The 13105-nt window shown below is 36.9% G+C and carries 9 protein-coding genes; 5 read left to right on the top strand and 4 right to left on the bottom strand.

Annotated features, from left to right (window positions below):
* Window positions 1-64: 64 nt before the first annotated feature.
* The 5 genes from CDOM16189_RS06195 to CDOM16189_RS06215 all read left to right on the top strand — a co-directional run bounded on the left by CDOM16189_RS06195 (window position 65) and on the right by CDOM16189_RS06215 (window position 10507).
* A complete protein-coding gene (locus CDOM16189_RS06195; protein ID WP_211436598.1) occupies window positions 65-6034 on the top strand; it encodes a hypothetical protein in 5970 nt (1989 codons plus the stop codon).
* Window positions 6035-6200: 166 nt separating this feature from the next.
* Window positions 6201-7253: a dehypoxanthine futalosine cyclase gene (locus CDOM16189_RS06200; RefSeq protein ID WP_170000851.1), complete on the top strand. Its 1053-nt coding sequence runs from the start codon at window positions 6201-6203 to the stop codon at window positions 7251-7253.
* The gene (locus CDOM16189_RS06205) at window positions 7250-8476 is read left to right on the top strand and encodes a M16 family metallopeptidase (RefSeq protein ID WP_170000852.1); all 1227 of its coding nucleotides are present in this window, start codon (window positions 7250-7252) and stop codon (window positions 8474-8476) included. The genes CDOM16189_RS06200 and CDOM16189_RS06205 overlap by 4 nt, the downstream gene beginning before the upstream one ends.
* Complete coding sequence (gene recG / locus CDOM16189_RS06210; RefSeq protein WP_170000853.1) at window positions 8466-10280, top strand: ATP-dependent DNA helicase RecG; 1815 nt, start codon at window positions 8466-8468, stop codon at window positions 10278-10280. The genes CDOM16189_RS06205 and recG overlap by 11 nt, the downstream gene beginning before the upstream one ends.
* An 11-nt stretch (window positions 10281-10291) precedes the next feature.
* Window positions 10292-10507, top strand: a complete 216-nt coding sequence (locus CDOM16189_RS06215) for a 2-hydroxymuconate tautomerase family protein (protein ID WP_169974841.1) — start codon at window positions 10292-10294, stop codon at window positions 10505-10507.
* A gap of 42 nt (window positions 10508-10549) precedes the next feature.
* Here the strand turns inward: CDOM16189_RS06215 and hpf are convergent, their stop codons facing one another.
* From hpf to CDOM16189_RS06235, 4 genes are read right to left on the bottom strand one after another with little or no spacing between them, the layout of a single operon-like run.
* The gene (hpf, locus tag CDOM16189_RS06220) at window positions 10550-11077 is read right to left on the bottom strand and encodes a ribosome hibernation-promoting factor, HPF/YfiA family (RefSeq protein ID WP_170000854.1); all 528 of its coding nucleotides are present in this window, start codon (window positions 11075-11077) and stop codon (window positions 10550-10552) included.
* Window positions 11078-11120: 43 nt separating this feature from the next.
* Window positions 11121-11606, bottom strand: a complete 486-nt coding sequence (locus tag CDOM16189_RS06225) for a type IV pilus modification PilV family protein (RefSeq protein ID WP_249321592.1) — start codon at window positions 11604-11606, stop codon at window positions 11121-11123.
* Complete coding sequence (locus CDOM16189_RS06230; protein WP_170000855.1) at window positions 11582-12511, bottom strand: type II secretion system protein; 930 nt, start codon at window positions 12509-12511, stop codon at window positions 11582-11584. Before CDOM16189_RS06230 ends, CDOM16189_RS06225 begins: the two co-directional genes overlap by 25 nt.
* Window positions 12511-13104: a type II secretion system protein gene (locus tag CDOM16189_RS06235; RefSeq protein WP_170000856.1), complete on the bottom strand. Its 594-nt coding sequence runs from the start codon at window positions 13102-13104 to the stop codon at window positions 12511-12513. Before CDOM16189_RS06235 ends, CDOM16189_RS06230 begins: the two co-directional genes overlap by 1 nt.
* Between the last annotated feature and the right edge of the window lies 1 nt (window position 13105).

Genomic DNA, 13105 nt, shown 5'->3' on the forward strand with positions numbered 1-13105 from the left:
AGAGCCTCAACCTCAACCAATTCCAATAGTCGAGTTCACAAAAGACGGCGATAACAATGGACTATTGGGAAGCAATGAGCTTAATGGCGCAAGCGAAACTCCAGTAAAAATAACAGTTCCTGATTCGGCCAATAATGGAGATACATTAAATATAACTATTTTTAAACCTGATGGGAGCAAGATCGAAGGCACTGTAGTTATAACCGAAGATATAAAAAATAACGGATACACTATAGAGAATATTCCTGTAGCCGATGGAAAAACATCAAGAGTAGAGGCTACTATCACCGATAAGAATACTAATATTATTAGCGGTCCTGGCTTCGATCAGGTAACTGTAGATCTAACTCCTCCTATCGCTCCTACGGTTAAATTTAATGAAGACACTAATGATAACGGTGTTTTAAATAAAAATGAAAATGATGCTGACGGTAAGTCAAACGAAACAAAAGTAACTATAACCGTTCCACCTGCAACAGAAGCAGGTGATATATTAAATATTACAATTACAAAACCGGACGGAACTACTGAAACTAAAACGGTAACCGTTACTCCTGAGATTAAAAATAACGGTTATATTATGGGTAATGTTCCTGTAGAAAACAATAAGCTTTCAAAAGTAGAAGCTACTATTACTGATAAAGCAGGTAATGTAGGCAGCTCAGGAAGTGATGAAGTAACAACTCATCTAACTCCTCCTATCGCTCCTACGGTTAAATTTAATGAAGACACTAATGATAACGGTGTTTTAAATAAAAATGAAAATGATGCTGACGGTAAGTCAAACGAAACAAAAGTAACTATAACCGTTCCACCTGCAACAGAAGCAGGCGATATACTAAATATTACAATTACAAAACCTAATGGAGAAAAAGAGACAGTAAATATTCCTGTTACCAATGATAATATCAATGATCTTAAGACAAATGGACATATTATAGATAATATTCCTGTGGAAGATGGCAAGCTTTCAAAGGTAGAAGCTACCATAACAGACAAATCCGGCAACGTAAGTGTTCCTGGAAGCGATCAAGTGACTGTGGATATAACACCACCTTCAGGTAAGCCTACAATAGAATTTATAGAAGATAAAAATAATGATGAATTATTAAGCAAAGGTGAAAATGAGAAAAATCCTGATCAAACATCTCTAAAAGTAACTATTCCGACTGGTACTCAAGTGGGGGATACTATAAATATAACAGTTACAACTCCTGGTGGTGAGGTCCAATCATTTAGCTATAAAATTCCTGATGAAACAAATCTTCAAAATATAAAAGATAATGGCTATATAGTAGATAATGTAAAAATAGAAAACGGGAAAACATATACCGCACAAGTTGTGATAAAAGACCCAGCAGGCAATGAAGGTCAAAAATCTGATCCGGACAAAGTTAAAGTTGACATGACTCCCCCTACCGCTCCTGTAATTGAATTTTCAGAGGATAAGAATAACGATACTATTTTAAACAATAGAGAAAATGCCCAAGATAAAAATCCTAATCAGACGTCTGTAAAGGTAACCGTTCCGGTCGGTACTCAAGTAGGGGATACTATAAATATCATAATTAAAAGTTCTGATGGCTCTAGTCAGTCTTTTAGTCATAAAATTACAGACGATAAGGATCTTGCCAATATTAAGAAGAATGGTCATATTGTGCATAACGTAGATATAAAAAACGGAAAAACATATACAGCGCAAGCTACTATAACCGATGAAGCAGGCAATAAAGGAGAACCATCAAACATAGATGAATTAACAACAAATTTAACTCCACCACCACCACCTAAAGTTGTATTTATAGAAGACGTTGCAGATGATGGAAAGCTATCTTATGCCGAAAACAATAGTGATGGTAATCAAAAAGAGACAACCGTAAATGTAAAAGTTCCGCAAGACAGTGAAGTGGATACTACAAAACATAACGTGGCTAAAGTAGGAGATATTTTAGATATACTTGTTTACAGATGGGGTAGTGTTATAGGCAAAGAGTCAATTACTATTGAAGATGACACTATGCTACAAAACCTTCAGAATAACGGTCATAATGTTGTAATTAAAAATTTGACTAATAGCACTAAGTATGAAGTAAAAGCAACTATAAGAAATAGCGTAGGTAGTGTTAGTGATGAGGCTTCTGACGTAACTACCGTGATGATTGCTCCTGTGGTTATATTCACTGAAGATATAAACAATGATAGAATTTTAACAGTTCATGAAAATTATAAAGATTATAATCTTAAAAATACAAAAGTTGAGATAAGAATACCTGTAGGTGCAGTAGCCGGAGATAAGTTAGTCTTGTCTTATACCAACATTGATAAGCCAAATGAACTTGAGATTAAAGAGCTTATCCTAGAAGATAATCATATAACAAACGCCAAGATTTTTACAGATGTACCTGTGCTTGCTGGTGTCGAATCAAAAGTTTTCGCTATATTAACAGATAGTGGCGATACTCTCAAGAGCATGCAATCAAATATAGATGTAGTTACACCTGAGCTAAGGGAGCTTGATGTAAAATTTGATGAGATAAAAAACACCAGTGATGTTATAACAAGACTAGAAGCTTTATCCGATAAAGAACTAGACAAAACTGATGCTACAGTAAATATACCAAATAACGTAAAAACAGGAGATAAGCTAATCTTAACTGTTAAGGAACCTGATAAGGATGAGTATTCAATAAACTATACTATAACAGTTAATGATAAAGGCAAGATAGAGTCAGTTACAGATGACGCCACAGGCAAATCTTTGACGCCAGTTGATGGTGAGCCTTATAACTTTAGGCTAGAAGATCTCGCTATGAAGCCAAGAGATGCTGATAGTCTTGATCCGAGTGCAAATGATACCAAGATATCAGCTAAGATTGATTACAAAGGTGATGGTACTGTAGAGCTTTTAACAGACACAAAGACTATCGGCTTAGAGCCTTTAAAAGCCCCAGAAGTTATATTTGATGAGGCTAAGGGCGCTAAAGTTACAAGCAGAACAAATGCTGTTTCTGATAAAGAGCTATTTGATACTCCAGTAACTATCAAAATTCCAAAGAATGCAGTAACAGGTGACAAATTAACTGTAACCATTAAAGAACCGCAAGAGAGTGGAGCTGATAAAGAGACAGTAAAAATATACACCATCAATAAAGATGAAAATAACGGTAAAGTAACTATAGCAGAAGATACAAATAGCGGAGCTAACGTAGAAATGATTACTAATAATAGCTTCCAGATTAAGGGTCTAGATACTCTTCCTGGCAAAAAGACTATAGTTACGGCTGAAATAAAAGATGTATTTGGTCCTGTTACAGCTACGAGTGAAAATACTTTAGCGGAACTAAATGAGATGGCTGTATATTTTGATGAGGATGTCAATAAAAACACAATCATGTCTAGAACCGAAGCTACAAAAGACAGTGATTTGATTCAAACTACTGTCAATGTAAAAATTCCAAGTAATGTTGTGACCGGAGATACTGTTACAGTAACAATCAATAAAGATACAAGCTCTGCAAAAGTTTATGATATTGAAAGAGATCAGGCAGGCATTATAACTGTTAAGGATAGTGGCGGAAATATAGTTCCAATATCCAACGGTATAATCCAAGTCAGTGGTGTGACTATGAGCACTACACAAGATACAATAGTAGAAGCTATAACAAAAGATAGTAAAGGCATAGGCAAAGTAGAGGCTCAGAACAATTGCAAGCTTGAAAAACTATATGACGATATGGCTATCAAATTTGATGAGGATGGCAGTAAGAATGGAATTTTATCTCCAAATGAAAATTCAAGCGATCCTGATAAGACTACTATAAGTGTAAGAATTCCAAGTAACTCTGTAGATGGAGATAAGCTTGACTTGATCATCACTCAAGGAGGCGCAAGTAGCACTCAGCCTTATACTATAAAGAAGGATGCCGACGGCAATATTACTCTTGAGGGCGCAGACGGTACTATTAACGTATCTAATAATATAGCTAAGATAGAAATTCCTATCACCGAAGGTGATGTTGTTGTTAAAGCCGAAGTTACTAATGTGGGCGATAATACAAATATAGTTAGCGCTTTAGGAAGCCTGAAAGTAACGGGAACAGGACCGGGTCCTAGAAAGATGCGTATCATATTTGACGAGGATAGTGATAGCAAAGATGGCAAGCTAACTAGAGAAGAAGCTATGCAGGATAAAGATCTGCATGTTACTACTGCTAGAGTTACGATCCCTAGCAATGTTGTTGCTGGCGACAAGGTAGAAATCACTATTAAGCATGGGGATGGGACAAGTGAGCCTAGAGTATATACTATCATAAGCAACGATAACGGCACTATAACCGTTCAAGATAAAGACGGAAAAAATGTTCCTGTAGATGGTGATGGCAATATAAAGATAGATGGTATAAGAATGGTTGATGGCGAAGCATCTACTCTTAAAGCTGAAGTTGCAGGCAAGGGCTCTGATGAAGGTTCTGTAACGCTAACACCTATCACAAAAGAGCTAACCGTCTCATTTGATGAGGATAACGCAAGTAGAAACGAAATCTTAAGTAGAGATGAGAGTATGGCTGATGATAAAACATTGCATACAACTACGGCTAGAGTAACGATACCTAAAGATGTCGTTGAGAACGATAAAATAGTAGTTACTATCACAGAGCCTCAACCTGACGGTTCATCCGCCACAAGAACTGAAGAATTCATTGTCGGTAAAAATGCCACAGTAACTGATAATACAATAGCAATTCCCGGTGTGGTAGTCCAAGAAGGTAAAACAACATCAGTAGAGGCTAAAATTAAAGATCATACAGAAAAAGTTATCGTCGACCCTAAAAAAGCTGATATTGGGCTAGAAAGCATCAAAGGCAAAGAGCTAGAAGTCGTATTTGATGAGGATACTAGCAATGACGGCATTATGAGTAGAGATGAGGCTATGAAAGATAGCAGTTTTAGATCTACCACAGCTAGCATCAATTTGCCAAGCAATGTAGTGACAGGAGATAAGATAAAATTAACTATCTCTGAGCCTGGTAAAACTGATGTTTCAAAAGAGCTTACTATAAATAAAGATGATAATGGAAATATAACTCTTAATGGTAATGATGCTGCAAGTTTGGATTTTATAATTGAAGGCAATAGCATTAAGCTTCAAAAAGTAGCTATGCTTGATACTGATAAACCAAAAGAAATTTTTACATCCGTAAAAGCAGAACTTACAGATAGCGATGGTAAACATGGCTCAAGTAGCGTAGATCAAGCTGCATTGCTAAAAATGCAAGATATTAAGGCTATGGAATATACAGAAGGTAGCATAAATAAAGATGGTGCCATTGAGATAGATCGTACTCAAAATAAAGCAGACAAAGACATAAGCTCTACAAAGATATTTATGCGTCTACCTGATGATGCGGTTGTTGGCGATAAGATGGTGATAAGTTATACCGATCCTGATGATAATACAAAAAATATTACACAAGAGTTTCCGATAAGTGAGCAGGATATGAATCTTGGAAAGATTGGAGCAACCATCCTTACAAAGCCTGGCACAGATATAACGGTTGCTTCAAAAACTGTTTCTGAAGATAATATTGAGAGTTCAACCGTAACGTTTAAACTAAAAATAACAGATGATAAGGCAAGTGATACTATCGAGTATGATGCCAACAAAGAGGGTATTTATGGTGGCTTAGGAAATGATACTTTAGTATTTAATGCAGATATTGATCTAAGTAAAGTTGATAGCCTGGATAAGAAAATAGATAGCTTTGAGATGATAAGACTGGGTAAAGATGATTCAGCAGGAGCCGTAAAATTAACCATAACGGCTCAAGATGTGCTGGATGTAACAGATAAGTCGGATACTATTCTAAAAATTCTAGGCGATGGCAACGATAAGGTTGAAGGTAATGGCGAGTGGACTCTATCCGCTGATCAAATGAAGGCCCATGCAGGATTTAAACTTTATGACAGTGTAAATCAAATAGATGGAAAAACTGTTCAAATTATGATAGATACAGATATAAAAACAGATTTTTAATCTGTTTTTACCCCAAAGGAGAGATTTTTCTCCTTTGGGAGTATTAAATTTTTAATTCTGATACTTTTTCTCAAATTTTATAACTAAACAACTTTTGGATTTAATCTTTTATCATAATTAAAACCATTTTTGGCTACACTTTTGCAAATTTAAACAAAGGAAAATTTTGGCAAGACTTAGTGCAGATGAAGCTATAAATTTGATAGAAAATGCCGAGCTTAATGAGCTTGGGGCTATGGCTCTAGCCAAAAAGCGAGAGCTTCATCCCGAAAAAATCACAACTTTTATCGTCGATAGAAACATAAATTATACAAACGTATGCTGGGTCGATTGCAAATTTTGTGCATTTTATCGCCACGCAAAAGAAGAAGACGCCTATGTGCTCAGCTTTGAAGAGATAGGGCAAAAGATCGAGGAGTTAATCGCCATCGGCGGAACGCAAATTCTTTTTCAAGGTGGAGTTCATCCTAAGCTAAAGATCGATTGGTATGAAAATTTGGTCGAGTGGATTAGCAAGACCTATCCGCAGATAACTATCCACGGTTTTTCGGCGATTGAGATTGATTACATCGCAAGAGTTTCTAAAATTTCAACTCGCGAAGTTCTAGCCCGCTTAAAGCATAAAGGACTCTATTCGATCCCTGGGGCAGGCGCTGAAGTGCTAAGCGACAGAGTTAGAGACATCATAGCTCCTAAGAAATGCGACACCGCAACTTGGCTAAAAATTCATAAAGAAGCCCACGAGCTTGGGGTGAAATCAACGGCAACGATGATGTTTGGCACGGTTGAGACGACTCGCGAGATAGTTGAGCACTGGCAGCACATCAGAGATCTGCAAGACCTCACAGGCGGCTTTAGAGCATTTATCCTGTGGAGCTTTCAAGGGCTAAATACCAAGCTAATCGCCGAGCAGCCGCAAATCGAAAAACAGTCATCAAATCGCTATTTAAGGCTGCTTGCGGTTTCAAGGCTATTTTTGGATAATTTTCAAAATATTCAAAGCAGCTGGGTCACGCAAGGAAGCTACATCGGTCAGCTTGCGCTACTTTTTGGTGCAAACGATCTAGGCTCAACCATGATGGAAGAAAACGTCGTAAAGGCAGCAGGTGCTGCATACAGGATGAATCAAGACGAGATGATAAATCTAATACGCGATGTTGGCGAAAAGCCTGCAAAACGCAATACAAACTACGACATATTGGAGAAATTCTACGAATGAAAGCTGTAAATTTAAAAGTTAAAAACACTCAAATTCCCGTTATCTTTGAAAGTTCAAAGGTTTTGCCTGTAGTTTATCTTAAGCTTATTTTTAAAGTTGCCGGAAGTTGCGAGGACTCACAAAATAGCGGTCTTGCAAATTTGGCGGCTAAAATTTTAAATGAAGGCACCCTTAGCGAAGGCACGAGTGGATTTGCTAAAGAGCTTGAAATAAGAGCTATCAATATGCATGCAAGCGCCGGATTTGAGACGATAAGTATAGAGCTGAATTGTTTAAAAGAGTATTTTGGCTTCGCCCTTAAAAAACTTCAAGAGCTGTTGAGAGAGCCGAATTTAACCGATGAAATTTTAAATAAGCTGAAAAAACTTACACTTGGCGAAATTTTAAGTAATGAAAACAACTATGACTATGTAGCCAAATCGGCTTTAAATGAGCTTTTGTATCCTAATACAGCTTTAGCAAATCAGACAACAGGCACTAAAGAGAGTATAGAAAAAATAACTATTGATGATGTCAAAAACTTCCTAAAAGCCCATCTTGATTTAGCAAATCTATTTGTGGTGTTTGGTGGAGATGTGGCTATGGATGAGCTAAATTTAAGCCATATTTTGTCAAATTTGGAAAGCGGAAAGAAAAGGGTTCAAGAGAGAATAGAAACAAGTGAAAAAATGAGCGAAAAGCTTATCATTAAGCCAAGCGAGCAAGCATACGTATATTTTGGTACCCCTTTTAGGGTGAATATAGAAGATAGATTTAAGGCTAGAGTGGCTACATTTATTTTAGGAGAGGGAGGATTTGGCTCTAGGTTAATGGAGGAGATTCGTGTCAAGAGAGGACTTGCATATTCGGCTTATGCCAGATCGGGTTTTGCTCCTAGCCATTCTCAAATAGCAGGGTATCTGCAAACTAAAAACGAAAATAAAAATGAGGCCATGAGTGTAGTCAGAAGCGAATTTGAAAGATTTGTTAAAAACGGTGTAAGCGCCTATGAGTTGACTCAGGCTAAGAAATTTTTACTAGGCTCAGAACCTCTCATGCAAGAGACTTTGCTCAATAGATTAAATATCGCTCAAAACGAATTTTACAATGGATTTAAGCTTGGGTATTTTAAAGAGGAGCTTAATAAAATTTCAAAACTAAAACTTAGCGAATTAAATGAATTTATTGCCGAGCATACGGAGATAACCAAGCTAAGTTTTGCTGTGCTGTATAATGAAATTTGACGCAAAAGATAAAGAAGACTTAAATAAAATCGGGATTTTTACTCTGCTTGATCTGGCTCTAAAAATCCCGAAAAACTACGACGATACCACGCTTACAAATACTCCTAAAGATGGTAGTGTGAGCGTGGAAGTGGAGATAAAAAACTCATATAGACAAAATGGGATTTTGCATATTGTAAGCTGGTGCGAAAGCTGGTCTACAAATATAAAGATAGTGATTTTTAATGCGAAAGCCTGGCACTTTGGAGCTTTTAAGCTCCATAAGAAAATATATATTAACGGCAAGTGTTCCTATGCTTTTGGCGGATGGCAGATAACAAATCCCAAGATTATCACTAAAATAAATGAAATATTACCCAAATACAAACTGAATTTGCGTGACGATAGATTTCGCTCTTTGATCGATAAATATATCAAATTTGAAAATTTGATATCTGATGGGCTAAGTCAAAACGAAGCCGAGTTTTTAACCAAAATTCACAAAAATGATGAAAATAGCGTGATTTTAATAGATGAATTAAATAAAAATGGCTATGGAGCTGAGATTTTAAAATTTGTAGAAATCTATAACTATCTAAAAAAACTAAGCGCTAAAAAGAGAAATTTTAAAGCAAACGATATAGAAATTTTTGATATTGTGGGATGGATAAGCTCTTTGCCCTTTAGCCTTACAAGCGATCAAGAAAAGGCTATAGCTGATATAAGGGCTGATTTTAGTGGCTTTGAGGCTAAAAGACGCGTTGTTATGGGTGATGTAGGAAGCGGCAAGACGGTTGTCATCCTTGCGTCTGCTTTGATGGTTTATCCAAAAACTGCCGTTGTGATGGCACCTACGTCTATCTTAGCCGAGCAAATTTATGATGAAGCTGTTAGGCTTTTGCCAAATTTTATGAAGATAAAACTTGTAAAAAGTGGCGAAAAAGAGCCTAAATTTGATGGTGTAAATTTAATAATAGGCACTCATGTACTGCTTTATAACGAGCTTCCAAAGGCGGCAGTCGTTATGATAGATGAGCAGCATCGCTTCGGCTCAAACCAGCGTGAGAAGATCAATCAGCTCGTTAAAGACGGGCAAAATTACGCTCATGTGATACAGTTTTCCGCTACGCCGATACCGCGCACGCTTAGCATGATACAAAGCTCGTTTGTGGAATTTAGTTTTTTAAAGCAGATGCCTTTTAAAAAAAATATCCATTCGCAAATTTTGCAAAGTGGCGATTTTGAAACGCTTATAAAACATATTAGAAGAGAAATTGCAAATCAAAAACAGGTCATAATAGTCTATCCTTTGGTAGAGATCAGTGAGAGCTCAAACTATCAGAGTTTAAGCGAAGCCCAAGGATTTTGGCTTAAAAATTTTAAAAATGTCTTTATAACTCATGGAAAAGATAGGGAGAAAGAGCAAATTTTACGTGAATTTAGGGCTAATGGCGATATCTTGCTCTCTACCACGGTTGTGGAGGTTGGTATATCTTTGCCAAGACTTAGCACTATCGTGGTCGTTGGAGCTGAGAGGCTTGGGCTTGCCACGCTTCATCAGCTTCGAGGCAGAGTAGGTAGGCAAGGCGGGGAGGGCTTTTGCTTTCTTTTTACCAAGCTTAAAAATCCGCCGGAGAGACTAAAGGAGTTCTGTGCTACTCTTGACGGATTTCAAATCGCCGAAATAGATCTTAAAAACCGTCAGAGTGGCGATATTTTGGGCGGAGCTTTTCAACATGGAGCTACTTTTGAATACTATGATTTTGAAGAGCATATTACTCAAAGTGCAAAAAAACGCCTACGTATGCAAACAAAAATGATTTAAAGGGGATGATGATGCCATTTATAAATATTAGAGTAACCAAAGAAAATAACGAGCCTACGACAGAGCAAAAGCAAAAACTGATTGCCGGTGTAACTCAGCTAGTGGCGGAAATTTTAGGTAGGAGTAAGGCTTCGACAGTTGTGATAATAGATGAGGTTGATAGTGACAACTACGGACTCGGCGGTGAAGCAATCACAAATTTAAGAGCTAAAAGCAGGATAAATTAAGAGTAGGTTAAGATAGAAGAGCGGATCTTTCCGCTCTAAATTTTAATAAAGTCCAAATTTGCCATCAGTGCGCTTATATATTACACGCATCCTTGCGTCTATATCGTTAAATACGTAAAATTGCATTTCGCTATTTTTTAACTTCTCTAAAGCATCTTCTATCTCAAGCGGTTTGTAAAGCTCTAGTTCCATAGGTATTATCTCGTCGACACCCTCCACAGGCTCATCTGCAATTCTGGCTCTTATCTCCTTGCCTTCGTCTTTGTTTTTGACCGTTGTCATCTTGTCGTGCTCTCTTCTTAGAACCTTTGAGGCGCGATCTACTGCCAAATCAACTGCTGCGTATAAATCTTTATCTTTTTGGCGTATTACTATAGTGTCTTTTCTTGCTAAATTTATCGCAAATTCTACTGAAAAGCCCTTTTTGCCGTTTTTTTCATCTGCCGAGATGACGCAACGTCCTGAAATGATGTCGAGATTATATTTTCCAAGAGCGTCAAATGCGTTCTCTACATAACCTTTTATAGAGTCTGTTAGTTCAAATTGTTTACCTACAATGCTTGTGTTCATTATATGGCTCCTTTATTAGAAATGTGCCATATTATAACACATATTAGAGCTTTTGAATAGTACGTCTATGGAATCTAATAGGGGTATTTGTGATAGCTTGATTTGCTGTTACTGTAACATCAAGTATTACTGTGCCTTTAGACGCATCTGTGGATATAGCTGTGCCGCAACCATTAATATCACCAAAAATTTCAACTACTTCAACCTGGATAGTAAATAGTGGATTGGTGTTGTCTGGAAAATTTAAAGGATTTGGTGTAAAAATACGCCTATCTCCACCTGTTGCCGTAGGACAATTGGCTGTTGTAGAGTCAAATTTGCGTTCGAGCAAGTTCATTACAGCTATCTCTGTTGCACCTTGTGCTAAAAGCTCGGCTTGCTCCCTTAAAAATATATCGGTAGTATGTTTTGCTGTAGAAGTCGATAGACTGAGTGCAAACGCTCCAAGAGTGGCTACTAAAACCATAAAAAATATCGCCATAATCATTGTAAATCCGCGTCTCATTAGTATATCGCCTTTGTCTTGCATACGGTGGATTCCTCTTCGCCATTACCAAGTGACCTGCCAGCATCTCTTATACATAGTTTAAGCACTATCATGCCATTTACTTCCGTAAAATTAAATCTGGTAACGTTTGTTGCAATTATAACACTGTTTGAATTTTTACCATTATATTGGTTGTCCTCTCCTAATAACCATGGACGATAGTTGTAATGCAATATCAAATCAGAGTCGCCGTTAGCAGAAGGAGTTCCTGGAACAATAGCATAAGCAGTATGGAGTAAGTAATAATACTCTGATATATCAGTTCCTTTGTATGTGGACATAGTCAAATTTGTAGTGCTACCTGTTGTAGTATTGACTATCCCTATTGAATTCGCATCTGTCTTGTTATAGCCAAAAGATGTATCAATCTTGGCTCCTAGGCCTCTAAAGAAAATTCCGACTGTATTATTGCTTAAATTGGCTTTGCTTGTAGTGGCATCAACTCTAGTAAGATCGGATATTGTTTGATTAGCGGATGTAAGATCGCTCCCCGGGGTTTCTAGTGTTCCTGCACCTGTGCCAGTTCCTGTTTTAGTTGTATTGGGATGATTTAGGTCTATAAAACCACTCCATCCTCCATCTTGAAAGCTTTCATAGCTGTAGCTTATCCACTCTAAGATAGTGTAGTCTTGATTAAGTCCTGCATCAGAAGTAGATACAAATTCTCCCGTAGGCTTTCTGCCTATAGTTGATCCTTTAACTCTAAACATAAGTCTTTTGGAAATTTGTTCTAAAACTATCTCAGTTTGAGCCTCAAGAGTATTTATCGCTCTACTTTGTAAATATCCTCTGTATATATTTAGTATTATGTCTGTGCTTAGAACTGAAATAATACCTGTAATAACTAAAACCACTATCAGTTCAAGAAGTGTAAAAGCTTTTTTCATTACCATGATCTTGTCTGTATTTTAGGGCTATCGCCTATGTTTGCCGAATATGCCCTAAGCACTATGTTTGTATCCGGGATAGTGTGTGCGGTTGTGTTTATTTCTATGACTTTGATGTTATTATTTGTCGCTCCTGTCATGTCTTTTTTATCAACCTTTGTTTTCATTGTTGCACTTACTACATTATCCCTGTTGTATGTTGTGGTTTTTGAACTTACATTAAAATCCAATGATTTATTACTATCAAACGAACTTATACTTTTTTCTACCAAAGCCAAGCAATCATCTCCTGATTTATTTGAAAAAGTTCTTCTATTGCTTGTTGAAATTGAATTTTTTGTGTAAAAATTATCTGCAGGATTGCCATTAAAAATAGGAGTAGAGTTACCTATAAGAGAAGTGTTATTCTCGCATCCCCACGGTGCTTTAAGTATAAGAGCCATACGTGTTTTAGTATCCATTACACTTTGTTGGATTATGGCTGATGTATTGTTTTTTGCATTTTGCATTACTATAGTGGGAATAGATAAAAAAACTATTCCCATTACTACGATAGAAATTACAAGCTCAAGCAAAGAAAACCCGCGTCTCATA

This window comes from Campylobacter sp. RM16189 (assembly GCF_012978815.1).
GTDB lineage: Bacteria > Campylobacterota > Campylobacteria > Campylobacterales > Campylobacteraceae > Campylobacter_A.